General features: G+C 72.2%; 21 protein-coding genes and 1 pseudogene. 11 read left to right on the top strand and 11 right to left on the bottom strand.

The window, feature by feature from the left end:
• Window positions 1-97 precede the first annotated feature (97 nt).
• Window positions 98-1,240 (bottom strand): SigB/SigF/SigG family RNA polymerase sigma factor, encoded by a 1,143-nt coding sequence (locus AB0F61_RS21810; RefSeq protein ID WP_357812422.1) that lies wholly within the window; start codon window positions 1,238-1,240, stop codon window positions 98-100.
• Between the two features lie 223 nt (window positions 1,241-1,463).
• Window positions 1,464-2,906: a hypothetical protein gene (locus AB0F61_RS21805; protein WP_357812420.1), complete on the bottom strand. Its 1,443-nt coding sequence runs from the start codon at window positions 2,904-2,906 to the stop codon at window positions 1,464-1,466.
• Window positions 2,907-3,217: 311 nt separating this feature from the next.
• Here AB0F61_RS21805 and AB0F61_RS21800 point away from each other — a divergent pair, with 311 nt between their 5' ends.
• On the top strand, window positions 3,218-3,448 hold the full coding sequence (locus AB0F61_RS21800) for a CDGSH iron-sulfur domain-containing protein (RefSeq protein ID WP_357812418.1): 231 nt from the start codon (window positions 3,218-3,220) through the stop codon (window positions 3,446-3,448).
• 243 nt (window positions 3,449-3,691) lie between these two features.
• On the opposite strand, the gene AB0F61_RS21795 is transcribed toward AB0F61_RS21800, so the two are convergent.
• The 3 genes from AB0F61_RS21795 to AB0F61_RS21785 are packed head-to-tail and all read right to left on the bottom strand — an operon-like array spanning window position 3,692 to window position 7,701.
• Entirely contained in the window at window positions 3,692-4,780 is a 1,089-nt protein-coding gene (locus AB0F61_RS21795) for an iron-containing redox enzyme family protein (protein WP_357812416.1), read from the bottom strand.
• A 49-nt stretch (window positions 4,781-4,829) separates the two neighbouring features.
• Complete coding sequence (locus AB0F61_RS21790; protein ID WP_357812414.1) at window positions 4,830-6,584, bottom strand: thiamine pyrophosphate-binding protein; 1,755 nt, start codon at window positions 6,582-6,584, stop codon at window positions 4,830-4,832.
• Window positions 6,577-7,701, bottom strand: coding sequence for a Vms1/Ankzf1 family peptidyl-tRNA hydrolase (locus tag AB0F61_RS21785; protein WP_357812411.1), 1,125 nt, complete (start codon window positions 7,699-7,701; stop codon window positions 6,577-6,579). The genes AB0F61_RS21790 and AB0F61_RS21785 overlap by 8 nt, the downstream gene beginning before the upstream one ends.
• A gap of 142 nt (window positions 7,702-7,843) precedes the next feature.
• Here AB0F61_RS21785 and AB0F61_RS21780 point away from each other — a divergent pair, with 142 nt between their 5' ends.
• Complete coding sequence (locus AB0F61_RS21780) at window positions 7,844-8,392, top strand: hypothetical protein (RefSeq protein WP_357812553.1); 549 nt, start codon at window positions 7,844-7,846, stop codon at window positions 8,390-8,392.
• Between the two features lie 50 nt (window positions 8,393-8,442).
• Here the strand turns inward: AB0F61_RS21780 and AB0F61_RS21775 are convergent, their stop codons facing one another.
• A complete protein-coding gene (locus tag AB0F61_RS21775) occupies window positions 8,443-8,784 on the bottom strand; it encodes a DUF3817 domain-containing protein (RefSeq protein WP_357812551.1) in 342 nt (113 codons plus the stop codon).
• A 183-nt stretch (window positions 8,785-8,967) separates the two neighbouring features.
• Between AB0F61_RS21775 and AB0F61_RS21770 the strand changes: the two genes are divergently transcribed.
• Window positions 8,968-10,446, top strand: coding sequence for a glutamate--cysteine ligase (locus tag AB0F61_RS21770; protein ID WP_357812409.1), 1,479 nt, complete (start codon window positions 8,968-8,970; stop codon window positions 10,444-10,446).
• Window positions 10,447-10,488: 42 nt separating this feature from the next.
• On the opposite strand, the gene AB0F61_RS21765 is transcribed toward AB0F61_RS21770, so the two are convergent.
• Window positions 10,489-10,875, bottom strand: coding sequence for a DUF2267 domain-containing protein (locus tag AB0F61_RS21765; protein WP_357812407.1), 387 nt, complete (start codon window positions 10,873-10,875; stop codon window positions 10,489-10,491).
• Between the two features lie 372 nt (window positions 10,876-11,247).
• Between AB0F61_RS21765 and AB0F61_RS21760 the strand changes: the two genes are divergently transcribed.
• Window positions 11,248-12,267 (top strand): LD-carboxypeptidase, encoded by a 1,020-nt coding sequence (locus AB0F61_RS21760; protein ID WP_357812405.1) that lies wholly within the window; start codon window positions 11,248-11,250, stop codon window positions 12,265-12,267.
• Here the strand turns inward: AB0F61_RS21760 and AB0F61_RS21755 are convergent.
• From AB0F61_RS21755 to AB0F61_RS21745, 3 genes are read right to left on the bottom strand one after another with little or no spacing between them, the layout of a single operon-like run.
• Window positions 12,264-12,839: a GNAT family protein gene (locus AB0F61_RS21755; RefSeq protein ID WP_357812403.1), complete on the bottom strand. Its 576-nt coding sequence runs from the start codon at window positions 12,837-12,839 to the stop codon at window positions 12,264-12,266. The two genes, AB0F61_RS21760 and AB0F61_RS21755, sit on opposite strands and share 4 nt — an antisense overlap.
• A 47-nt stretch (window positions 12,840-12,886) precedes the next feature.
• Window positions 12,887-14,059, bottom strand: a complete 1,173-nt coding sequence (locus tag AB0F61_RS21750) for a zinc-dependent alcohol dehydrogenase (RefSeq protein ID WP_357812401.1) — start codon at window positions 14,057-14,059, stop codon at window positions 12,887-12,889.
• A 25-nt stretch (window positions 14,060-14,084) separates the two neighbouring features.
• Entirely contained in the window at window positions 14,085-15,035 is a 951-nt protein-coding gene (locus AB0F61_RS21745) for an SRPBCC family protein (RefSeq protein ID WP_357812399.1), read from the bottom strand.
• A 278-nt stretch (window positions 15,036-15,313) separates the two neighbouring features.
• Here AB0F61_RS21745 and AB0F61_RS21740 point away from each other — a divergent pair, with 278 nt between their 5' ends.
• From AB0F61_RS21740 to AB0F61_RS21720, 5 genes are all read left to right on the top strand, one after another.
• Window positions 15,314-15,682, top strand: coding sequence for an SCP2 sterol-binding domain-containing protein (locus tag AB0F61_RS21740; RefSeq protein WP_357812397.1), 369 nt, complete (start codon window positions 15,314-15,316; stop codon window positions 15,680-15,682).
• Between the two features lie 5 nt (window positions 15,683-15,687).
• The gene (locus tag AB0F61_RS21735; protein ID WP_357812549.1) at window positions 15,688-17,730 is read left to right on the top strand and encodes a glycogen debranching N-terminal domain-containing protein; all 2,043 of its coding nucleotides are present in this window, start codon (window positions 15,688-15,690) and stop codon (window positions 17,728-17,730) included.
• A gap of 362 nt (window positions 17,731-18,092) precedes the next feature.
• The gene (locus AB0F61_RS21730; protein ID WP_357812395.1) at window positions 18,093-19,601 is read left to right on the top strand and encodes a DUF1996 domain-containing protein; all 1,509 of its coding nucleotides are present in this window, start codon (window positions 18,093-18,095) and stop codon (window positions 19,599-19,601) included.
• Window positions 19,602-19,810: 209 nt separating this feature from the next.
• The gene (locus AB0F61_RS21725; protein ID WP_357812393.1) at window positions 19,811-20,512 is read left to right on the top strand and encodes a carbonic anhydrase; all 702 of its coding nucleotides are present in this window, start codon (window positions 19,811-19,813) and stop codon (window positions 20,510-20,512) included.
• Window positions 20,513-20,544: 32 nt separating this feature from the next.
• Entirely contained in the window at window positions 20,545-21,636 is a 1,092-nt protein-coding gene (locus tag AB0F61_RS21720) for a winged helix DNA-binding domain-containing protein (protein ID WP_357812391.1), read from the top strand.
• An 18-nt stretch (window positions 21,637-21,654) separates the two neighbouring features.
• On the opposite strand, the gene AB0F61_RS21715 is transcribed toward AB0F61_RS21720, so the two are convergent.
• The gene (locus tag AB0F61_RS21715; protein WP_357812389.1) at window positions 21,655-22,098 is read right to left on the bottom strand and encodes a DUF5990 family protein; all 444 of its coding nucleotides are present in this window, start codon (window positions 22,096-22,098) and stop codon (window positions 21,655-21,657) included.
• A 230-nt stretch (window positions 22,099-22,328) separates the two neighbouring features.
• On the opposite strand from AB0F61_RS21715, the gene AB0F61_RS21710 reads away from it, so the two are divergent.
• Window positions 22,329-23,030, top strand: a complete 702-nt coding sequence (locus tag AB0F61_RS21710; protein ID WP_357812387.1) for a DUF4396 domain-containing protein — start codon at window positions 22,329-22,331, stop codon at window positions 23,028-23,030.
• Between the two features lie 49 nt (window positions 23,031-23,079).
• Window positions 23,080-23,427, top strand: a pseudogene (locus AB0F61_RS21705) (serine hydrolase); the annotation flags it as partial.
• Between the last annotated feature and the right edge of the window lie 17 nt (window positions 23,428-23,444).

Raw genomic sequence — 23,444 nt, 5'->3', positions numbered from 1 at the left:
CCCGGTGGTGTCGGCCCTCGTCGCGTCGGTCGGTGCGTGCCGCCCAGATCGCCTCAGGGGCGGTGGCTCGGTCGTCGCCCGGGAGCCAGGGCGCCGTTCAGTCCCGGACTTGAGCCAGGCCGGCGGCGGTGAGCGAGCGGCGTACCGCGGGCTGCACCCGGGTCAGCCGCAGCGGCACGCCGGTCCGCTCCGCCGCCTCGTGCCCGGCCATCAGGGCGGCGATCCCACCGGCGTCGAAACCACCCGCGCCGACCAGGTCGACGACCACCTCGCTGGGTTGGCCGGTGACCGCCTCCAGCATGGCCCGGCGCAGTTGGTCAGCGCCGTCGCGGTCGATCTCGCCGCCGACCTCGACCACCACCCGGTCGCCGTTCTGCTTCACGGAGATCCGGGTCTTGCCCGGGTCGGGTTCGGCGGCGCCGTTCTGCCAGGGCGGCGGCGCGTCGGCGAGCATCGCCTGACGCAGCCAGGTCAGCGCCCGCGACAGCAGCCGGGACACGTGCATCTGCGAGATGCCGAACCGGGCGGCGATCTCGGCCTGGGTCTGGTTGCCGTAGAAACGCATCGCCAGGATCCGCCGCTCGCGCCAGGGCAGTCGGTGCAGCAGTCCGCTCACCGTGACCCGGTCGTCGACCGACTCCAGGGCGTTGTCCGACTCGCCGACCAGGTCGCCGAACTCGGCGGAGCTCTCGCCACCCACCGGGGCGTTGAGCGAGGCCGGGCTGTAGCCGGCCGCCGACTCCAGCGCGGCGAGGATCTCCTCCTCCGGCGTCTCCAGTCGGGCCGACAGCTCGGCCACCGACGGCGCCCGGGACAGTTCGCTCGTCAGTGCGGCGGTGGCCTGTCCGACCTCGAGGATCAGGTCACGCAGCCGGCGGGGCACGTGGACGCCCCAGGTGCGGTCCCGGAAATGCCGTTTGATCTCCCCCACGATGGTGATCGCGGCGTACGCCGTGAACGAGCCCCGTTCCGGGTCATACCTGTCGACGGCGTTGACCAGCCCCAGCCGGGCGACCTGCTCCAGGTCCTCCAGTGGCTCCCCACGTCCCCGGTACCGGCGGGCCAGCCGCCCGGCGAACGGCAGCGCGAAGCGCACCAGGTCGTCGCGGGCCTCCCCCCGCCGCTCCGGCGGAAGCCCGGCGATCCGGGCCGCGTACGCCAGTGCCGCCGCGTCAAGATCCTCCAGACCTCGGTCGGTGGGTGGTGGTGTGGTCGTGGTCGTGCTCGTCTGTCCGAACATCCGCGCCTCCCTCAGGAAGGTCCCCCGCCCGGATCGGGAAACCGGTCGTGCGCGTGGTCGAGCCACGCACCGGGCCGGAAAAGTGGGTAAGTGACTGGGATGCCAGCGGGCGACACCGCGTCTACGCAGCGCAATCAGGCCGTCGCAGCCAGCGATGTTCCCGCTCCGTAGGTACTCAATCACGGGACCCCGGGTTCGCGAGGAAGTTTCGGCGTGCTCCGCCTCAGGAGACCAGTAACCCCTGGTGGCCGCCGCTGTCGCGGAGCACGGCCAACGCCTCGGCGGCCCCCAGCGGGGGCGGCACGGGCAGGTCGTACGGCTGGGCCCGCAGCACCTCGGTGGCCCGGCGGGTAGGCACCGAGGTGACCGGGTAGCCCCGGGCGGTGGTCCGGTCCAACGCCCGACGGCGCCGCCCGAAACCGGCCACGGCCAGCCACTGCGGCAGCCCGGCCAGGGCCGGTGAGCGCATCCCGGGCGGCTCGGGCAGCACGTCCACCGAACTGAACGCCTCGCTGCCGGCCAGCCACCACTCGGCCTCGTCGACGCTGCGCCGGGTGGCGTTCTCGCACCAGTACGGCACCAGCCCCGCCCGCACCACCTGCCACGGGTCGAGCAGCCGGCCGCACTCCACCACCAACCGGTCACCGGTCTTGCCGACGCCGCGCAACCACCGCCGGTACAGGTCCGCCACGCCCGCGCTCAGCGCCGCCGGCCGGGGCACCAGCACCTGGTGCAGCGGGTGCTGGTGCCGGGCGGACCAGTCCCGCACGACCGCTTCGAAGCCCGGGTCGACGCCGTGCTCGGCGTAACCCGACGGGACGGAGACCGCCGGTGGCTCCCAGCGGGCCGCGTCACCGCCGACGGAGCGCAGCACCTGCCGCAGCGCGTGGCTGTCCGGGTGGAAGTCGACCGGTTCCAGCCCGCTGGCCGGGCAGCCGACCTGGAAGCTGTGGCCGGGAGCGCGCTCCAGCACCGGCCAGGTGCGCGCGTCGCGGACCAGCAGCACCGGGGCACCCGGGAGCAGCCGGTCGGCCAGAAACCGCGTGTACGCGGCAGGCAGGGCCCTCCACGCGGCGGTCAGCGACACCGTGGCCCCGGTCAGCGGTCCCCGGCTGGCCGGGCAGTGCACCTGGCGCAGGTGCAGGTCGGCGTTGCCGGCGAGCAGCCGGGCGGCGAGTGCCGTGCCGTGCTCCAGGGCGTCCGCCGGGCGGTCCACCGCGCCGTCGGTCCAGTGCACGGTCATCTCGAAGGCCGCCGGCAACCACGGCACGCCGAGGGCGACCGCGAGGTGGGCCGCCGCGCCGTGCGGCGAGCCGATCAGCACACCGGGATAGCGCCGGCGGGGGTACTGGTCGACGAACCAGCGGGCCACCCGCGCGGCGTCCACCTCGTCGACCTGGTCGACGGTGAGCGCGACCCGACCGGCGGCGCGGGTGACCGCGGCGCGGCGTACCGGCTCCGGGGCGCCCGGGAAGCGCGACGTCGGCCCGGTGTGCCCGAGGTCGGCGCAGTCCTCTCCGCGCAGCGCCCGGGCGGTGGCGGCGACCAACACCCGGGCGGCACTGCCCGCGGCCACGACCCGGTCGCCGGCGAGACCGGCGCCATCGGCCGTGAGCCCCTTGTGCACCTTGTGCACCGGCCCCACCTTGCCTCGTTCGCTCACCACGCGGCCCGGCTTCCCGTACCGATGGGGTTCAAACGGGGCATCACCCACCCGGCAGCACATTCCGCTGGTCGGCGGGGTGCGCCGGTCATCGTCGGCGTTCGGCGACGATCGGCGGAAGCGGGCCGGCAACCCGCCTTCGCTCACCTGCCGGGACAGGACTGATGATCGACTCGGATGTCGTGAAGTCGGGGCGTCCGAGTCGACGGGATACCGCGGTGTGGCGGGAACCCGAGTCGATCAGGGCCGCGCCGTCCGCTGCGACGCCGCACGGCTCGGGTTTCGGCAGAGCCAGGTCGGGCACTTCCGGGGCCATGCGAACCGACGACACGAGCGAGCCACCCGCCGCCACCATCACCCCGTACGAGGACGGCCCGCTGCTGGTCCGCGGCGACTTCGCGCTTGTCACGCCGGACGGCGAGCACATCGACGCACGCCGGGGCACGGTGGCGCTGTGCCGGTGCGGCAAGTCGGCGCTCAAGCCGTTCTGCGACGGCACCCACAAGGCGATCAACTTCCGCGCCGGCACCACCCGCGAGGGCTGACCCGGGTCGCCGCGTCAGGCGGCGAGGGGGCGCGGACGGGCCGGGCCGCACCAGAGGGCACGCCACCTTTGCTCTGCACCCGCCCACGCGCCAGTTACGGACCGTGCGTGGTGCACGGGCGGGTGCAGAGCAAAGGGCGGACACCGCGTGGCACGCCCCACTCAGCGGCCGGTGTTCTTTCCGCCGACCGCACACGCGTGGGAGTGATCCGTGGGCTTCCCGGAGGTGCGCCAGCCCCTCGGATCAGACGAGCGCGGGTGGGGCCACCTCGGGCGACGCGACAAGCGAAACCTTGGGCGGCAGGGCCGGTGGGGCGGGTGGCCGCAGTGAGCTGCGGCCGGCGGCCCAGCAGCCCAGCAGGTGCGCGGCGAACAACCGGTCCACCGCGAGCCCGGCCGCCGCGCCGAAGAGCACGTCGGGGGCGAGGGCCGGTTCGACGCGGACCAGGCCGCCGCACAGGTCGTGGGCGGCGATCTGCTCGTGCACCGCGTCGGCCTCGACGTGCTCGTCGTAGAAGCGGGTGGCCTCCTCGTCGAGGCCGAGCCGGCGCAGCCCGTTGCCGTAGCGGCGGTTCGGCAGCGAGGAGGTCATCTCGAACGCGGCCAGGTGCCCGAGCAGCGCGCCGCGCCACCGCCGGTGCAGCCCGAAGAGCGACATCAGGTTGTTCGTCGCCAGGGTCACCGCGGGTGCCGCGTCCAGGTGGGCGCCGTACCCGGTGTCCAGCCCCAGCCGTTCGAGGGTGCGCCGGAACAGCTCGGCGTGCATCCGGTCCAGCCGCCCGTTGCCGTACTCGTCGGTCTGGATCTCCACGAGGGCGGCCTTGGCGGGCCCGCCGAGGCGGGGCAGCGCCCAACTGTGAGGATCCGCCTCCCGCAGGTGGTAGACGGAGCGGTGGGTGACGAACTCGCGGAACTGGGTGAGGTCGGCGTGTCGTTGCAGCGTCGCGGCCAGCGGCGGGCCGTCGTCGGCCGCGACCAACTCGGCCAGGCCGGCCGCCACCCCGGCGGCCGGCACCGGCGGTGCGCCGACCAGCCGGCGCAGCGCCGCCGCGAAGGGCCGTTCGGCTTCGGCGCGCAGCGCGAGCAGCGTCGGCTGCCACTCCCACGCCTCGTCCACCCCGCGCCAACCGCGGTAGTGCAGCTCGTAGCAGAGGAACAGGGTGAGCTGAAGGTCCTCGTCCGTGATCGGGTCGGCGGGGTCGAGATCGGCGCCGAGCCCCGCCGGCAGGTCGTGCGGCGGGCGTCGGAGGGCGTCGAGCACCGCGGCGGAGACCGGGCCGCGTGACCGCGGCAGGGTCGCCGGACCGTAACGGCGGTCAGCGGGCTCAGGCATGGAACCTCCAGCGTCGTCGGGCCGCTACTGATGCCCTGGCCGAGAGCGGCTAAACGAGGTCTTCGGCGTTCGCGGTGACCTCCACCTGCTCCCGGACCTTCCGGGCCGGAGCGCCATCGGCGTACAGGCCCCGCAGGTCGGCGAAGGCCGGCTCCGGCGGCGCCAGCGACACCGCCGCGTCGACAACCGCCTCCAGTACACAGGGGCGGTCCGCGGCGAGGGCTTCGTCCCAGGCCGCGCCCACCAGTTCCGGGCGGTCCACCCGCACACCGTGCAACCCCAGCAGGCGGGCCCAACCGGCGTACGGCACGTCGGGGCGGCGGTTGCCCGGGTCGGACGACGGCTGCCGCCCGCCACCCATGCCGTTCTGGTCCCGGTTGTTGAGCACCAGCACCACCAGCCGAGGGTCGCGCCACCGCTGCCAGTGGTGTGACACGGTGATCAGCTCGGCGAGGCCGTTGAGCTGCATCGCCCCGTCGCCGACAAGCGCGATCACCGGTTGGTCGGGAGCGGCGAGCTTGGCGGCCACCGCGTACGGCAGCGCACAACCCATCGAGCCCAAGGTGCCGCAGAGCTGCGCGTTCACCCCGGGCGGCAGGGTGAGGTGCCGGGCGTACCAGTAGAGGACCGAGCCGACGTCGACCGCTACGGCTCCGGTGCTCGGCAGGCGGGCCGACAGCTCCTGGAGTACGTGCTGCGGGTTGACCGGGTCGGCGGGCGCGGCCACCCGCTCGGCGGCCACCTCCCGCCACCGGTCCACCGAACTCTCCACGGTGGCGCGCCACCGCTGTTCGGGCCGACCACGCAGTCGGGTCAGCAACGCCCGCAACGTCTCGGCGGCGTCGCCGACCAGCGGCACGTCGGCCGGGTAGCGCGTGCCGATCCGGCGGCCGTCGATGTCGATCTGCACCGTGCGGGCCTGCTCGGGCATCGGGAAGTAGCCGGTCCACGGATCGTTGGTGCCGACCATCAGCAGCGTGTCGCAGCCACCCATCAGCTCGGCGGCGGCCGGGGTGCCGACCTCGCCGAGCACACCGGTGTGGAACGGCAACCGCTCGTCGAGCACCGGCTTGCCCAGCAGTGACGTGGCCACCCCGGCACCGAGCCGGTCGGCCACCTCGATGATCTCGGCGGCCGCGTCCCGCCCGCCCTGGCCCACCAGGATCGCGACGCGCTGGCCGCCACCGAGCAGTTGCGCGGCGGCGTCCAGGTCCGCCTCGTGCGGCAGCACCCGGGCCAGCGGCTCACCGGGGGTGGTCGAGACCACCCCGGCTGCGGACGGCTGCACGTCGGGCACCACGGTTTCCTGCAACTCCCGGGGCAGCACGACACAGGTCGGGCTGCGGGTCGCCGCAGCCGTCCGGAACGCCTGGTCCAGCAGCGCTGCCACGTCCTCCGGGTTGCGGCCGTAGCGGACGAACTGGTTGCAGACGTCGCCGAAGAGCCGACTCAACCCGATCTCCTGGTGTGCGCCGCCGAGCGGCCCGGAGATGTCCTCCCCGACGATCGCCACCACCGGTTTGCTGTCCAGCTTGGCGTCGTAGAGGCCGTTGAGCAACTGGACGGCGCTGGGCCCCTGGGTGGCGAGGCAGACCCCGATGCCGCCGGTGAACTTGGCGTGCCCGGTGGCCATGAACGAGGCGGTCTCCTCGTGCCGGGCCGGGACGAACGCCGGCTCGCCGCCGGTGCGGTCCAACGCCTCGATCAGCGGGGCGATCGCCTCGCCCGGATAGCCGAAGGCACGGGGCACCCGCCAGGCCAGCAGCCGCTCCACCACGAGGTCTGCCACCCGGCGCTCAGCCATTGCCGCGCCCCGGTGTGCTGGGGTCGACGTAGCGCAGCACCGCGCCGACGCCGTCGGTGAGCTCGGGAGCCTCCTCCGGACCCAGCACGGTCAGTGCCGCGTCGGTGCCGACGAGCGCGCGGACCAGCGCGGCGTCGGCGCGTACCCGTTGCGGTTCGGCCACCGACATCGCGGCCAACTGCCCCGCGTCGACGGCGATCTCGGTGGGCTCCGAGCCGATCCACAGCTCGCCGTCGGCCGACGGGTCGTCCACGATGATCATGGTGTCGACCTGGTTGCGTTGCAGGGCCGAGACGACGGCGTCGAGGCCGGCGCCCACGTCCTCCTGCACCCCGAACCGGTCCAGCGCGGCGGCGATCCGCTGGTCGGCGACCTCCGCGATGCTCTGCACGGTGAGGTCGTCCAACATGGTCTGGTCGGCGCCGCCGGCCCGTGAGCCCGCGTCGGTGCGCACCATGAGGTCCTGCCAGCGCCTGGGCATCTGGGCGGCGATCATGCCGGTGGCCCGGATGTCGCCGGCGACCACCACCACGTCCGCACCCACCCGGTCGGCCAGCTCCACCGTCGCGGCGGTGACGTCACCGGCGTTGCGGTGCCAGGCCTCCATGGCGGCCTTCTGGTAGATGTCCTGCGACCAGCCGCCGGGTTGCGGCTTGCGCAGCGGGAACGTCTCCCGGCCGACGACGTGGGCGCGCCGGGGCACTCCCCCGGCACTTATCGCGATGGCGTCCGCGCCGATCCGGTCGGCGAGCACCCGTACCCACGCCACCTGTTCGCCCCGTTGGGCGAGCAGCGGCATCACGTGGGGCAGCGGCGCGAAACTGGCCAGGTCACGCAGTGGTGGCGCGGACAGGTACTCGGAGAGCACCACCCGCCCGTGACTGGCGAAGACCGCGAGGCCGTAGTCCCCGACCATCGGGTCGTGGCCACGGATCACCCGGTCCAACGCGGCGATGCTCGCCTCGTCGGCCCCCTGTTCCATGAGCCGACGCTCCAGGGCACGCCAGCGCAGGTCCAGCGCGGGATGGGCGTCCTCCGTGTCCGCGGAGGCGTCCAGGTACACCGAGCACCACGGCCCGGGACGGTCGTAGAGCGGGCGCAGGAAGGACAGCTGCATGCTCGACCCCTTTCCAGCTCGGCCCCCCGCTTACCCGGGTCGCCCGGGATGTCACCTCGCAGCCGTGAGCCCGTGACCAGGTTTCATTCACGTCGTTCAACCCAGGACGTGGATACGATCTGTGCACACAAGCGGACTCTCGGTGGTGGGAATGGACAGCGGACTCGAAAGCCGACGGATCGTGCACCCGACGGAAAGGATCGTCACCGGGCGGTTGGTCCGCCTGCTCGACGGTTACACCCGCGAGGTCCGCATCGGCCAGCCGGTGCTGGTGGCGGTGCTCGCCGCGGCGGCGATCGCCCGGCTCCCCGCCCTGCTGTTGCGCTCGTTGTTCTCCTTCGGCGGTGGCGGCACGCGCCGGCGCTGGAAGGAGCTCAAGCAGGGCCCGGAGTACCTGGTCATCCCGGTGCGCCTGCGTGACACCGCCGGCCAGCTCTGCGAGGTGGAGCTGCACGGGCACCTGCCGCAGAGCGCCCTGCACCCGGCGGACCAGGTGCAGCTCACCCTGCGCCCGCAGCGCGACCCGGACCTGCCGCCGCGCATCGAGCGGATCGTCAACCTCACCACCGGGCAGTTGCTCACCCCGCGCACCGCGACGCTCTGGTCGCACCTCGGGCCGCCGCTGCTGTTGCAAGCATTCCTGGGCGCGCTGCTGCTCGCCGGTATCACTGCCTGCTCCGCACTGACCTGACCGCTCCGCCCGGCTCCGAGGCCGACCGGCGGCTCAGACCGGCCGGCGACTCAGCCGACCGGGGCGGGCTCGCGGGTCGGCCGGCCGGTGGCGGTGTCGAGCATGCCCCGGCGGCGGGCCCAGCGCTCGAAGATCAGGGTGGCGAACGGCGGCACGGCGCAGGCCAGCGCCACGACGGTGGCCGGCAGGCTCCACCGGCGCAGGCGGGCCACCGCGAGCACCAGCAGGACGTACGCGACGAACAGGCCGCCGTGGATCGGCCCGAAGATCTTGACGCCCAGCTCGTTCTCCGGCGGGCCGTACTTGACCAGCATGCCGACCAGCAGGGCCAGCCAGGAGCAGGCCTCGGCGATCGCCGCCGCAACGAACAGCTTGGTCACCTTGTCGCGCATCGCCACGCCTCCACCTCTCGGGCGGCAATGGTAGCGGTGCGGGTGGGCCCACATCCCACGGACCACGTGGACGGGGACAGGGATCACCTGACCCGCCACTGGGTAGGAAAGAAGCCTCAGGTATTCCCCTGCCCGACGAGGACGTGCGAGGTTAGGGGGACCAGCGGTGACAGGGTGGTGACGATGGGCGAGGACGTCGGCGTACGAACCTTCAGTCGGGAGGATCGGGCCCGCTACCGCGACAAGGTCCGCCGCTGCCTGGATGTCTTCGCGGAGATGCTGCGCGAGTCGCGCTTCGACGTCGACCGGCCGATGACCGGCGTGGAGATCGAGCTGAACCTGGTCGACGAGGCGTCGAATCCGGCGATGCGCAACGCCGACGTGCTGGCGGCCATCGCCGACCCGAGCTTCCAGACCGAGTTGGGCCAGTTCAACGTCGAGATCAACGTGCCGCCGCGGCGGCTGACCGGCACGGGCACCGCGGACTTCGAGGAGTACGTGCGGGCCAGCCTGAACGCCGCAGAGGTGAAGGCGCGGGCGATCGGCGCGCACATGGTCATGATCGGGATCCTGCCGACGCTGCGCCCCGAGCACCTGACCGCCGAGACGCTCTCCGCCAACCCCCGCTACAAGCTGCTCAACGAGCAGATCTTCGCGGCGCGCGGTGAGGATCTGCCGATCGCCATCAGCGGCGTGGAACGTCTGGCGGTCACCGCCGACACGATCACCCCGGAGGCGGCCTGCACCAGCACCCAGTTCCACCTGCAGGTCAGCCCGCCCCAGTTCGCCGACTACTGGAACGCCGCCCAGGCCATCGCCGGCATCCAGGTGGCCGTCGGTGCGAACTCGCCGCTGTTCTTCGGCCGGGAGCTGTGGCGGGAGACCCGCATTCCGCTGTTCCAGCAGGCCACCGACACGCGGTCGGAAGAGATCAAAGCCCAGGGGGTACGCCCCCGGGTCTGGTTCGGCGAACGCTGGATCACCAGCGTCTTCGACCTGTTCGAGGAGAACGTGCGCTACTTCCCGGCGCTGTTGCCGGTCTGCGACCCGGAGGACCCGACGCAGGCCCTCGCGGCCGGCGAGGTGCCCAACCTCGCCGAGCTGCGCCTGCACAACGGCACCGTCTACCGGTGGAACCGCCCGGTGTACGACGTGTCGCGCGGCCGACCGCACCTTCGGGTGGAAAACCGGGTGTTGCCCGCCGGCCCGACCGTGCTGGACACCATCGCCAACGGCGCCTTCTACTTCGGGCTGGTCCGCGCCCTGGCCGAATCCGACCGGCCACTGTGGTCGCAGATGTCGTTCAGCGCCGCCGAGGAGAACTTCACCGCCTGCGCCCGGCACGGCATCGACGCCCAGGTCTTCTGGCCCGGCCTGGGCTACCTGCCCGTCACCGAGTTGGTGCTGCGCCGGTTGCTGCCGATGGCCCACCACGGACTGGACCGGTGGGGGCTCGACCCGGGCGAACGCGACCGGCTGCTCGGCATCATCGAGCAGCGCTGCCTGACCAGCCGCAACGGCGCGACCTGGCAGGTGGAGACGCTGCACCGGTTGGAGTCCGCCGACCACCTGGACCGGCCGGAGGCGCTGCGCGAGGTGGTCCGTCACTACGTGGACCTGATGCACAGCAACCGGCCGGTGCACGAGTGGCCGATCCCGTAGGCACTCCGGTCGGGCTCGACGACCTGGGAGCCCTCGGAGGGCTCAGCCGCGCGGGGTGGGCACGCCGAAGAGATCGGTGATGCCGCCGGGAAGCTGGGCGAGCAGATCGTGTCGCTCGTCGTCATCGAGCGCCTCGGCGACGGTACGCAACACCGCCTGGGCGTGTTGACGCACCTGGTCGGCGTTCGCGACCTGCTCGCGGTCCCCGACGTTCTTCAGGAACTCGCCGACATCCCACCGGCGGCCCTGCGGATTGCGGGTGACGGACCCGTTCAACCGCTCCGGTAGCTGTGCGGCCAGGTTGTCGGCCTCCTGTCCGGCGAGCCGTTCACCGAGCACCGACAGGACGGCCTGTACGGACCGTACCGCCTCGTTCTCACCGAGGCCGGCGCGCTGTCGTACCGTGGCGATCATCTGCTCGTACTCCATGCTCCGCTCCTTCGGTTTCCTCGACATGCCGTCGGGCCTGCCTGCGGACGAACGGGGCGAGTTCCCACGCTCCCTGGCGACAAACGGGTCACCCGTGGACCCGGACTTTCCCACTGTCGGGGGGCGGGACCGGACAACGCGCCGCGAACCAGGCGCGTCACGGGCCGGGCCGGAAGCCGCCGGCTGAGAGGCACCGCGCGTTCGCCGACGTCGGCGGCGTCCCTTGTGGACCCCGCGTCGCATCGATGATTGTCGTAGGCTGTGGCAGCTCGCACATCGTCTGATCACGATGAGGGGACGCCGGTGTCCACTTCTGCCACAGACCCAGCTCCGACCCAAAGGCCCGCACGGGTGCCCCTGTCCCGTCGACACATGCTGCGGATGGGAGCGGCGGCGGCCGGCGGCGCGGTGCTCGTCGGCTCGGCCAAGGCCGCGTCCGCGCAGGCCGCGCCCGCTGACGCGAAGCGCGTCCTGCGGGCACCGGCGCTGGCACCCGGCGACCGGGTCCGGGTCGTGTCGCCCGGTAGCACCCCCGACCCCACGAACATGGCCCGCGGCATCGAGATCCTGCGGAGCTGGGGCCTGGAGGTCGAGCTGGGCAGGCACGTCTTCACCAGGTACGGCTACCTGGCCGGCACCGACGCGCAGCGGCTGGCCGACCTCAACGCCGCGCTGAACGACCCGGGGATCCGTGCGGTGTTCGCCGCCCGTGGCGGTTACGGCACCCAGCGGATCGTCGACGACCTCGACGTTTCCGGTCTGCTCCGGGACCCGCGGGTGGTCGTCGGCTTCAGCGACATCACCAGCATCCACGGCAAGTTGTGGCGCGAGACCGGTCTGGTCACCTTCTACGGCCCCATGGTCAACTGGAGCGACAGCCGCACCGGCCCCGAGTCGGCCGAGGCCCTGCGCCAGGCGGTGATGACCACCGCACCCGTCACGATCGTCCGGGATCCGGCCGAGACGGCCGCCCCCGTGCTGGTGCCCGGCCGGGCGTCGGGGCCGCTGCTCGGCGGCTGCCTCACCCTGCTCTCCACCTCGCTGGGCGCGGGTGACGTCCCGAAGTTCAACGGCGCGATCCTGTTCTTCGAGGACGTGGACGAGGCCCCGTACAGCATCGACAGCATGCTGACCGAGCTTCGCCGGGTGGGCGTGCTGCGCAGGGTCGCCGGGGTGGTCATCGGCCAGATCACCAACAGCGTCGGCGAACCGGACGAGTGGGACGCGGCGGCGGTCCTCAAGGACCGCCTGTCCGACCTCGGCGTGCCGGTCCTGGGTGGGCTCCGGCTGGGGCACGGCAACGGGCAGCTCACCGTGCCGCTCGGCGCGCGGGCCACGATCGATGCCGAGGCGGGGACCCTGACGGTGGAGCCCGGGGTCCGGCCCCGCTAGCCGGTGGTGTCCGCGTCCCAGGGCGACGGGTCGTCGCGCAACCGGCTGTAGAGGTACCCGTCGCGCCACCGGCCGGCCCGAAACTCGCTGGCCCGCACGACGCCCTCAAGCTGGAAGCCGGCCTTCTCCAGCGCCCGCTGCTCGGCGATATTCTCCGGGTGGGTGCCGGCCTGGATGCGGTGCGCCGGGGTGTGGTGGAACAGGTAGTCGCAGAGCAGCGCCTGCGCCCGCCAGCCGATGCCCCGCCCGCGCCAGGGCGGCAGCAGGACGATGCCGATCTCCCAGTACGACGCCCGCCCGGCGTACCGCCCGGAGGTGTAGCTGACGAGCCCGGCGGCTGCCCGCTCCTGCTCCACCTCGACGACGAGCCGCCCGTCGTCCTCGCCGAGGTAGCCGTCGACCGCGAACCTCCGGGCCGGCGCCTCGGCGTCGCGGAAGCCGGCCCAGTCCAGCCCGATCAGGTCCGGCTCGACGCAGAACCGACGCAACATCGCCAGGTCGGGCTCGGCAACCGGTCGCAGTCGAACGGTGAGATCGGCCGTCACCGGCACCGAGGTGCCACCGTGATCCATGGCGACACGCTAGCCCCCGTCGCTCCATCGTGGGAGGACGGCGCCGGTCAGACCGAGAGCAGCACCTTCGTACAGTCGTCCTGCTTCTTCTGGAAGATCTTGTAGCCCTTCGGGGCGTCACGCAGCGGCATCCGGTGACTGACAATGAAGCTCGGGTCGATCTCGCCACGCTGGATCCGCTCCAGCAGCGGCCGGGTGTAGCGCTGGACGTGGCACTGACCGGTCCGCATGATCAGTGATCGGTTCATGAAGGCGCCCATCGGGAACTTGTCGACGAAGCCGCCGTACGCGCCGACGACCGAGACCACCCCTCCGGAGCGGCAGGCGAGGATCGCCTGGCGCAGCGCGAACGGCCGTTCCGTCTCGACCCGCGCGGCCTGCTTGACCCGGTCGTACGCGTACATGGCGGCGTTGCCGTGGTGGCCCTCCAGGCCGACCGCGTCGATGCACGCGTCGGGCCCCCGGCCGGCGGTCAACTCGTTGAGGGTGTCCAGCACGTCCGCCTCTTCGTAGTTGATCGTCTCGGCACCGATGTGCTCCTCGGCGAGCCGCAGCCGGTACGGGTACCGGTCGATGACGATCACGCGTTCCGCGCCGAGCAGCCGGGCGCTCGCCGCGGCGAACAGCCCGACCGGCCCGGCGCCCCAGACGGCGATCACCTGTCCGGGAGTGATGTCGCACATCTCGGCGCCCATGTAGCCGGTGGGGAACGCGTCGGCGAGCATGACCGCCTGGTCGTCGCGGACGTCGTCGGGCACCTTGAGCGGGCCGACGTCGGCGAACGGCACCCGGGCGTACTCGGCCTGACCGCCGGCGTACCCGCCGAGCAGGTGGGAGTAGCCGAAGATGCCGGCCGGCGAGTGACCCATGATCTTCTCGGCGATGCCGGCGTTGGGGTTGGAGTTCTCGCAGACCGAGTAGAGGCCGCGTTGGCACGACGAGCAGTGCCCGCAGGCGATCGGGAAGGGCACCACCACCCGGTCGCCGGGCTTGAGGTTGCGCACCTGCGGGCCGACCTCGACCACCTCACCCATGAACTCGTGGCCGAGGATGTCGCCCTTGCGCATCGCGGGGATGTAGCCGTGGTAGAGGTGCAGGTCGGAGCCGCAGATCGCGGTGGTGCTGATCTTCACGATCGCGTCCCGGGCGTTCATGATCTTCGGGTCGGGTACGTCAATCACCTTGACGCTGTCGGTGCCCATCCAGGCGGTGGCCTTCATTCTCGGTCCCTTTCGGAGTGGGCGGTCATCGGCGAGACGGCGGCAGCGGCTGGGCCGGACGCTGCATGGCCTGTTGGCGTACGGAGATGCCGTTGGGGCTGCCCTCGGAACGGACCACCTCGCCGGTCTCCAGCACCTGCTTGAACCGGCGCAGGTCGTCACGGACCTGCTGCTCGGGTTCCTCGCCGAAGAGCTTCGCCACCGCCCGGCCGAGCGCGCCAGCCGGCGGCACGTAGCGCAACTCGACCCGGACCTCGGTGCCCCGGTCGCCGGGCGCGGGCACGAAGCGGACCCGGCCCGCGTTCGGCACCCCGGTTCCCGCCAGCGACCGCCAGGTGATCGACGTGTTCGGCTGGTCGTCGATGATCTCGGCGTCCCACTCGACCCGGTGGCCGGCCGGGCCACGGGCGATCCAGTGCGAGCGGCGCAGGTCGTCGGCGCGTACCGACTCCAGGTGCGTCATGAACCGGGGCAGGTTCTCCATGTCCCGCCAGAACCGGTACGCCTCGGCTGGTGAACGGTTCACTGTCACCGCGACCTCCATCCGGATCATCCGCGCCCGTGCGCGTCGCGCTCGGCTGATCCGTACGGCGGAGAGCACGTCGACGGCCGCGATGCCGGCGATCGCGAGGGTGGTCAGAGCGACCCGGCGGCGTCGTTCACCGCCGCGGTCGGCGAGGGCTCGGCCGAGCAGGGTCAGGTCCATGGCGTCGCCGGCCACCCGGCTCCAGGCCCAGCCCGCCGGGCGACGCCCGCCGAGCAGGCCGGCGGCGCTGCCCAGCTCGCGTACCCCGATGGCTGGGAGCACCGTCCGCGCGGCGGCGGAGTCGTCCACCCCGGCCAGTCGGGCGAGGGGGCCGGGCGCGACAAGTGCGCCGACGCCCAGGGCCAGGCTCAGCAGGCCCAGCGTGCTCGGCAGCGTCGCCGGCACCGGCCCGTCCAGCTCGGGCAGGAGCACAGTGTCGATACGGGTCATGCCTGGTCCCTTCCGGTGGACGTGACCGCCGGTCCCGCCGGCGGAGCGGCGGTGACCCGCCCCCGTGACGCTATGCCGAACGCGTCACGCGCGCGCCCGGTTCGAGACAGAAGGTCCGATGCGGGCAGCGTCTGAGGTGATCGCGTTCGACGCGCACCGGTCGCGACCACCTGGACCCGCTTCGCGCTCAAACCCTGAGAACGGCGCGCCGCCGGGAGTTAACAGTGACCCGCACCGGGTAGCCGGCATCCGCTTCTACCAGCGCCCGGGGAGGTGGGATGACGGCGACCAGTGCCTTCTTCGAGCGGTTGACCGTCGCCGGCCGGGATCCGCGGTTCAGCAAGGTGTGCGGGAGCGTGCGGTTCGACATTCGGGACGGCGACCACCTGGAGCAGTGGCTCCTGGTGATCGATCACGGCCAGATGCGGGTGACCCGCAGCGCCGACCCCGCCACCACTGTGATCAAGGTGTCCGCGCCCCTCGCGGAGGGGATGGCGCGTGGTGAGGTGAACGGCCTGGCGGCGATCACCCGCGGCGAGATCCTTGTCGACGGGGACCTCGGCCTGGCGCTGCGGATCGGGCGGTTGTTTCCCCGTGAGCCGGGGCCGCTTCAGCGCGACGAGGCGACAGCGACAGGTGACCGATGAGGGACATCGAGGGCACCGTGTCGTGTATCGACGGGAACACCTTCATGGTGTCCGACGCCAGTGGCGATGTGGAGTCGTCCCCCGCCACGCCGGTCGGGCTGTTCGCCGCCGACACCCGGTTCCTGTCCCGCTGGATGCTCTTCGTCAACGGCGAGTGCATGACCGCACTGTCGGTGGACGACAGCCAGTACTACGAGGTCACGTTCTTCGTGGTGCCGGGCGCGGCGGTCGACTACGTGCAGGCCGACGTGTCGGCGATCCGGCGCAGGCGCATCGGCCCGGACCTCACCGAATCGCTGACGATCTTCAACTACGGCGAGCGGGAGATGGAACTCGACATCCGGCTGGAGGTGGCAGCCGACTTCGCCGACATCTTCGAGATCAAGTTCGACATCGGCGACAAGACCGGCACGCACTACACCCACGTGGGCCCGGACGAGTTGCGCCTGGGCTACCGGCGCGGCACCTACCGCCGGGAGGTCGTCGTGTCGGCGAGCGAGCCCGCCGAGTTCGACCCGGACGGCCTGCGGTTCACCATCCGCCTGCGCCCCGGGGAGCAGTGGTCGACGCGGTTGCAGGCCGCCATGCTGGCGCTGCGCCCGGACGGCGTCGACCTGCGCTCCGCCCTGCGGGCGCAGCGGCCGGACGAAACCACCCTGCCCACCAGCCTGCGGGCCTGGGTCGCGGCGGCCCCGACACTGGACACCGAGAGCGCCGCGCTGCAGCAGTTGTACCACCGCAGCCTGGTGGACCTGGCGGCGCTGCGCTTCGCCCCGCTCTCGCTGAGCGGCGCGGCCGTGCCCGCCGCCGGGCTGCCCTGGTTCATGACCCTGTTCGGCCGCGACAGCCTGCTGACCTGCCTGCAGACCCTGCCCGTCACCCCGTCGTTGACCCCACCGACGTTGCGGATCCTCGCCTCGCTGCAGGGCGCCCGCACCGACGACGTGCTGGAGGAGGATCCCGGCCGGATCCTGCACGAGCTGCGCTACGGGGAGTCGGCCGCCTTCGAGGAACAGCCGCACTCCCCCTACTACGGCACCGTGGACGCCTCACCGCTGTTCGTGGTGCTGCTCGACGAGTACGAACGGTGGAGTGGCGACACGGCGCTGGTGCTGGAGTTGGAGCAGGAGGCTCGCGCGGCCCTGGCGTGGATCGACGACTACGCGGACCTGACGTCCACCGGCTACGTCTGGTACGAGCGACGCAACCGCGCCACCGGTCTGGAGAACCAGTGCTGGAAGGACTCCTGGGACAGCATCTCCTACGCCGACGGGAGGCTGCCGGGCTTCCCGAGGGCCACCTGCGAAACCCAGGGGTACGCCTACGACGCGAAGATCCGCGGGGCTCGGCTGGCCCGTACCGTCTGGGGTGATCCTGACTTCGCCGACCGGCTGGAGCGCGACGCGGCAGCGCTGTACGACCGGTTCAACCGGGACTTCTGGCTGGCGGACCGCGGCTACTACGCCCTCGCGCTCGACCACGACGGCACTCCCGTCGACAGTCTGTCGTCGAACATCGGGCATCTGCTGTGGAGCGGCATCGTGCCGCCGGAGCGGGCCCCGCAGGTCGTCGAACACCTGATGGGCCGGGCGCTCTTCTCCGGATGGGGCGTGCGGACCCTCGCCGAGGGGCAGCGCCGTTACAACCCCCTCGGCTACCACAACGGCACGGTCTGGCCGTTCGACAACTCGTTCATCGCCTGGGGTCTGCGCCGGTACGGGTTCACGAGCGAGGCGGGCCGCATCGCCGAGAGCATCCTGTCCGCGGCCACCTTCTTCGAGGGTCGGCTACCCGAGGCCTTCGGCGGGTTCGACCGCAACACCACCCGCTATCCGGTCCGGTATCCCACCGCCGGCAGCCCGCAGGCGTGGTCCAGCGGAGCGTCGGTGCTGCTGCTGCGCACGATGCTCGGCCTCAACCCGCACGAGGACCACCTGGCCGTGGACCCCGCGCTGCCGTCCGCCTTCGGACGGGTCGCGCTGCTGGACATTCCCGGCCGCTGGGGCAAGGCCGACGCCTTCGCCCGGCACCGCCCCGACCAGAGCTAGCCGTCGGCCCGCCCGGCGGCCCGGTGTCGCGTCCGCCGGTCAGATCCTTCGACGCGGCCGATTTCCTCCGCGCGCCGTCGCCGGGCGTCCCGGGGGCCACCCAGATAATCGGAGCAAGAATTATCTCCAAAAACTGTAATCGCCCAATCGCGGGGGACACGCGCCCCGACACCTCAAGCACTTAACGAAGACTTAAGGCTGCACGGCCGAAAAACTGTCATCCAGCACGGGCATGGCGGCGACCAGGAGACTTACCCGCCACCCTTCTTAATTCTTCATCCGCAAGTTGTTGTCAGCCCTCGGCGTACTCATAATTCCTTTCGTCAAAAGCTTTGTCGCCGACACAAAGGACAACACTGGTAATGCGGACTCCCCCCGCGCACGTCGCACCGGCGGACCGGGCGCGAAAGCGTCGCCGCCGCACCCGCATCACGCTCGCCGCCGCCGTCGTGGCCGCACTGGGCGCCAGCGGCATCTACATCGCCGGCGCCCAGGCCGAAGAGGTCGCCGTGCCCGGCCGGGTCCAGGCCGAGGCCTTCGCGGCACACTCCGGAGCGCAGACCGAGGGCACCGGCGACGCCGACGGCGGCCGGAACGTCGGCTGGCTGGCCAACGGCGACTGGCTGCGCTACGACAAGGTGTCGATCACCGGCGCCGACCTGACGGCCCGGGTTTCCTCGCACAACGCCACCGGCGGCACCGTCGAGGTGCACCTCGGCGCACCGGACGGCCAGCTACTGGCCAGCTTCCCGATAGCGTCGACCGGCGGCTGGCAGAAGTGGACGACCGTCGCGGCGACGGCGTCCGGCGTGCCGGCCGGCCCGCAGACCGTCTTCGCCGTCATGAAGAGCACCTCGACAGCGGACTTCGTGAACCTGAACTGGTTCACGTTCGGTCCGGCGGCGGGAACGTCGCCGAGCGCTTCGGCCAGCGCGTCGCCGACGCCGACCGCGTCGTCCACGCCGAGTCCCGCCCCGTCGGCGTCCGCCTCTCCGTCGGTTCCGCCCAGCGCACCGACCGCCGGCTGGGTCCCTGTCGACCAGGCCCGGTGGAGCAGGGAACTTGCCGCCTTCGACGCCCTCACCCCGAAGGCGGTGACGCCGGGAACCACCCGGGTTCCCGAGTTCCACACCGACTGCGAGGTCGCCAACTCGGCACCGGACGACCCGATCGTCGTGCCCGCCCTGCCGGGCGCCTCGCACATGCACACCTTCTTCGGCCCGAAGGTCGACGCCTTCACCACGACCGACAAGCTGCTCTCCGCGACGACCAACTGCAACGCCCCGGGTGACAACAGCGCCTACTGGACCCCGGAGTTGCGCAAGGACGGTCAGCCGGTCCCGATCAAGAGCATGCGCGTCTACTACGGCTCGCGGGTCAAGGACCCGTCGACGGTCAAGCCCTTCCCGCCGGGCCTGCGAGTCGTCGAAGGCGACGCCAAGCGACAGGTGGACACCCCGAAGAACGCCGGCAGCAACCAGTTCTGGTGCGCCGGCAGCACCGAGATCGGCCGCAGCGCCGACGGCAACTGGCCGGTCTGCGCCCCCGGCGGCAACCTGATCTTCCAACTGGTGTTCAAGGACTGCTGGGACGGCAAGAACATCGACTCCCCCGACCACAAGTCGCACATGGGCGACCCGGTGAACGGCGTCTGCACCGGCAAGTACCCGGTGGCCGTGCCGGACCTGTCCTTCATGGTCAACTACCAGTCGCTGGGCGGTGACGGTCTCGCGCTCTCCTCCGGCAAGCCGTCGTCAATGCACGGCGACTTCATGAACGCCTGGGAGCCGGCACGTCTCGGCGCCCTGGTGAAGTCCTGCCTCAACCAGAACGCCAAGTGCGGCACCGAGGTCACGTTCGCCGGCGGCTGACCACCGCCCCCGCAAAGACGGGCGGCCCTCTCGCTCAGCCGAGGGGGCCGTCCGGCATCGCGCCCGGCCCTGCCGGCGGAGCCGGCGACGAGCGCTCCGGTGGAGCGCGCGGGAGGCGGCCGACGACGGGTGTTGTCGATCACGGTAGGCCCATCGGTCGGCATCAACTGATAGGAAGTAGGCAACGCCTAGCCTCCCGGGAGATCGCCTTGGCACGTGCACACCTGTCCCGTCGTTCGCTGCTGGCCGCCGGTGGCGCCGCCGCCGTCGCGGTCGGCGCGGCCAGCCCGTCCGCCGCCGCCGCACCGGCCGACGACCCGGTCGGTACGCCGGCCGAGGCGCTGCGTCGGCTACAGGCCGGCAACCGGCGGTTCACCTCCGGCCACAGCCGGCACCCGCACCAGGGCCTCGCCGACCTGCACCGGCTCGCCGCCGGCCAGCACCCGTTCGCCATCACCGTCGGCTGCGCGGACTCCCGGGTGGCGCCGGAGGTGCTCTTCGACCAGGGGCTCGGCGACCTGTTCGACAACCGGGTGGCCGGCAACATCGTCGACGACCTGCTGCTGGGCAGCGTCGAGTTCGCCGTGGAGGAGTTCGGCAGCCTGCTGATCGTCGTCCTCGGCCACGAGCGCTGCGGCGCGATCACCGCCACCATCGACGCCATCCACAGCGGCGGTGCGGCACCCGGGCACATCGGCACCATCGTGGACGCCCTGCGTCCGGTCGTCGAGCCGGTGCTGGACCAGCCCGGCGACCCGGTGGAGAACGGGGTTCGCGCCAACATCGCCGCGCAGGTGGCGGCGCTCTCCGCACGCAGCACGATCATCGCCGAGAAGGTGCGCCAGGGCGCGCTGCGCGTCGTGGGCGCCCGCTACGACCTGGACGACGGTCGAGCGTCGCTGGTGGCCTGACGGTCCGGGTGTCGTCCGCCTAGGGTGCAGGAATGGTCGACCGACACCAGGTGCTGAACTTCCGCGTCCGGGCCCAGCAACTCGACCGCGCCGAGGGCACACTCACCGACACCGCAGTCCTCGACATCGGGGTGCAGAACACCGGCCCGGACGGTGCCCGGTGGGCGCTCGCGGCGCGCGGGGTCGACGTGACCGCCCTGTCCGGCGACGAGGTGGTGCTGCTGTGGACGGTGCGCGGCGCCCCGCACCTCTACCGGCGGGCCGACGTCGGGCACGTGGTGGCCGCTGTCGAACCCTTCTCCGACGCCGACGCGGGCAAGCGCATCTACGACGCGTCCAAGCCGTTGAAGGCGGCCGGCATCGCCAACCTCGCCGCCGTCGACGAGGTGGCCGACCGCATGCGGGCCATCGTCACCACACCAACGGTCAAGGGCGACGTCTCCGGCCGCCTGTCCACGGCGCTGCCCGAGCCGTACCTGCGGTTCTGCCGGCCGTGCGACGCCACGCACGTCTACGAGATGCCGTTCCGGCTCGCCGCCGCGCGGGCCGGACTGGAGCTACAGCTCGACACCTCACCGCCGGTCCTGCAACGCATCGCCGGGTTCCGGAAGGCGGCCACCCCGGGCGACCGCTTCGACCTCGTCCGCGCCTACCTTCGCCTGCTCGGCCCGGCCACCCCGAAACAGGTCGCCGACTATCTCGACGCCCGGGTGAAAGATGTGAAGGCGCGCTGGCCCGACGACGTGATCGAGGTGACGGTCGACGGCGAGGTGCGCTCGCTGCTGGCCGCCGACGAGGAGGCGCTGGCATCGGCCGACACCAGGGCGACCCGCCTCCTCGGCCCGTTCGACCTGTTCCTCCAGGCCAAGGACCGGGCGACGCTGGTGCCGGACACCGCCCACGCCAAGGAGTTGTGGCCGGTGCTGGGTCGCCCCGGTGCCGTCCTTGTCGACGGCGACCTGGTCGGCACCTGGCGTCCCCGCAAGTCGGGCCGGTCGTTCACTGTCGCGGTCCAGCCCTGGCAGCGATTGTCAGACGCCGCGCGCAAGGCCATCAGCGCACAAGCCGAACACCTCGCCGCGCACCGCCGCGTCTCCCTCAGCGGCGTCGACTTCGCCACCTGACGGTAGCGGCCAGCCAGGTCACTCCACCGTCCAGTCGACGGCGGGTGGGTGGACCCGAGCGCAGATCGGGCCGCCCGTCGCGTCGGTCAGGCCGACCCGGCCGACCAGCACCCCGCCGCCCTCGTGGGCGGCGCGCAGCAGGTCGGTCGGGATGTCGGTGAACATCAGCTTCGCTCGGCGGAACATCGCGAAGCCGTCCTCGGTCTCCGCACCCCAGCCCAGATACAGGAAGCGTGCTCCGGGGCGGCCGTGCACCCACGGGCCGCCGACGTCCAGCATCCCGTCGACCTCCCGGCTGGACACCTCGAAACTCCAGGCGGCCCTCTCCGCGTCGGCCGGCACCCGATCGACCACCTCGGCCTTGCGTTGGACCCCGACGTGCACGTTGCGCAGCCGCAGCGCGTCGGCCTCGGCACCGGCGCGCCGCCCCGGGAGGTCGCTGCCGTCGATCCGGATCCGCATCCCACCGACTCTAGTTTCCCGACCGGCCCGGTCGGTGGTGTTGGCGTCGTCGCTCGACGGTAGGGACCGGCTGTCGAACTCACCGGCACTGGATGTGGGCAACAGGTCACCGCGCGCGGAACCGGCTGAGAGACTGCGAAGACCTCCTCGGCCCGTCGACACCGCCCGGTGGGTCCCTCCACGTTCGGTTGCGGAACGCGCCGGCGCCCGGCGCGCGGAGAGGGGCGAGGATGCATCCGACCTGGCTCCTGGCGCTGTCCTGGATCTCGCTCACGGTCGGGGTCGTGAGCTGTGCGATCGTCGTCGCCGACACCTATCTTCGCGGGCACCGCCAGCCGGTCCGGGTCATGGAGATCGTCTGGCTGGTGACCGTCCTCTACGTCGGCCCGGCCGCTGTGCGCCTCTACTGGAACTGGGGTAGGCCCGAGGCGTTCTCCCGGCGGCGGCAGGAGGGTCAGCCCCGAAGGCCCCGGCGCGGCATCGTCGTCACCCACGTGTCCCGCTGCGGCGCGCACTGCGCCCTCGGTTTCGTCGTCGCCGAGGTCGCCCTGTACGTCGTCAGGTCCGACAATGCTCAGGAGAGCCTGTGGGTCGACTACGCCGGGGACTATCTGGCGGCGGTGACGATAGCCGTTCTCTTCCGGTACTTCGGCGCACCTGGTCGCGGCGTCACGAGAATCTGGCGCGCCCTGTCCACGGTCGCCAAGGTCGAACTGCTGACGATCACCGCGTTCGAGTTGGCGCTGTTCGGATGGCTGACGCTCACGCACCGGGTGGTCTTGCCGGAGCCACCCCTGCACCCGGACAGCCCTCTGTTCTGGTTCGCGGGCCAGTTGGGGCTGATAGCCGGCTTCATCGCGGCGTGGCCCATCGCCTCCTGGCAGCTCGGTCGAGCGCGGAGAATCGAACCCCGCCGACTCCCCTACGACTGAACGCCGTACGCCTCGACGTGGGAGGCGTTGGCCGCCGCCGAGGTGCTCGACGACACCACGGACGCCGAGGAAGCACGTCGCCGAGGGCCTGAGTCTGCGCGCCGACGCCCTGCGCGCGTACACCGTGGGGGACGCCCTGACGCCCGCGGACCGCGACGTCCTGCGCGGCAACACCACGGGCGCGGCGCTGATCCGCGCCGGGGTGCCCGCCGGCTGGGTGGTCGGAGACAAGACCGGGACCGGCGGGTACGGCACCCGCAACGACTTCGCCGTGGTCTGGCCGCCCGACCGCGCCCCGATCGTGCTCGCCGTGCTGTCCAGCCGCGACACGAAGGACGCCACCCCCGACGACGCCCTCGTCGCGCAGGCCACCACGGTCGTCGTCGCCCAGCTCTGAGCGGGATGCTGGTCGCC

It is taken from the genome of Micromonospora sp. NPDC023888, assembly GCF_040639415.1.
Lineage (GTDB): Bacteria > Actinomycetota > Actinomycetes > Mycobacteriales > Micromonosporaceae > Micromonospora.
This window is presented reverse-complemented; position numbering and strand designations above follow the sequence as displayed.

Excerpts from the sequence above, each read along its gene's own strand:
- AB0F61_RS21810 (WP_357812422.1), bottom strand. The coding sequence starts at position 1,240 with ATGTTCGGACAGACGAGCACGACCACGACCACACCACCACCCACCGAC.
- AB0F61_RS21800 (WP_357812418.1), top strand. The coding sequence starts at position 3,218 with ATGCGAACCGACGACACGAGCGAGCCACCCGCCGCCACCATCACCCCG.
- AB0F61_RS21795 (WP_357812416.1), bottom strand. The coding sequence starts at position 4,780 with ATGCCTGAGCCCGCTGACCGCCGTTACGGTCCGGCGACCCTGCCGCGG.
- AB0F61_RS21790 (WP_357812414.1), bottom strand. The coding sequence starts at position 6,584 with ATGGCTGAGCGCCGGGTGGCAGACCTCGTGGTGGAGCGGCTGCTGGCC.
- AB0F61_RS21785 (WP_357812411.1), bottom strand. The coding sequence starts at position 7,701 with ATGCAGCTGTCCTTCCTGCGCCCGCTCTACGACCGTCCCGGGCCGTGG.
- AB0F61_RS21775 (WP_357812551.1), bottom strand. The coding sequence starts at position 8,784 with ATGCGCGACAAGGTGACCAAGCTGTTCGTTGCGGCGGCGATCGCCGAG.
- AB0F61_RS21770 (WP_357812409.1), top strand. The coding sequence starts at position 8,968 with ATGGGCGAGGACGTCGGCGTACGAACCTTCAGTCGGGAGGATCGGGCC.
- AB0F61_RS21765 (WP_357812407.1), bottom strand. The coding sequence starts at position 10,875 with ATGGAGTACGAGCAGATGATCGCCACGGTACGACAGCGCGCCGGCCTC.
- AB0F61_RS21760 (WP_357812405.1), top strand. The coding sequence starts at position 11,248 with ATGCTGCGGATGGGAGCGGCGGCGGCCGGCGGCGCGGTGCTCGTCGGC.
- AB0F61_RS21755 (WP_357812403.1), bottom strand. The coding sequence starts at position 12,839 with ATGGATCACGGTGGCACCTCGGTGCCGGTGACGGCCGATCTCACCGTT.
- AB0F61_RS21750 (WP_357812401.1), bottom strand. The coding sequence starts at position 14,059 with ATGAAGGCCACCGCCTGGATGGGCACCGACAGCGTCAAGGTGATTGAC.
- AB0F61_RS21745 (WP_357812399.1), bottom strand. The coding sequence starts at position 15,035 with ATGACCCGTATCGACACTGTGCTCCTGCCCGAGCTGGACGGGCCGGTG.
- AB0F61_RS21740 (WP_357812397.1), top strand. The coding sequence starts at position 15,314 with ATGACGGCGACCAGTGCCTTCTTCGAGCGGTTGACCGTCGCCGGCCGG.
- AB0F61_RS21730 (WP_357812395.1), top strand. The coding sequence starts at position 18,093 with ATGCGGACTCCCCCCGCGCACGTCGCACCGGCGGACCGGGCGCGAAAG.
- AB0F61_RS21720 (WP_357812391.1), top strand. The coding sequence starts at position 20,545 with ATGGTCGACCGACACCAGGTGCTGAACTTCCGCGTCCGGGCCCAGCAA.
- AB0F61_RS21715 (WP_357812389.1), bottom strand. The coding sequence starts at position 22,098 with ATGCGGATCCGGATCGACGGCAGCGACCTCCCGGGGCGGCGCGCCGGT.
- AB0F61_RS21710 (WP_357812387.1), top strand. The coding sequence starts at position 22,329 with ATGCATCCGACCTGGCTCCTGGCGCTGTCCTGGATCTCGCTCACGGTC.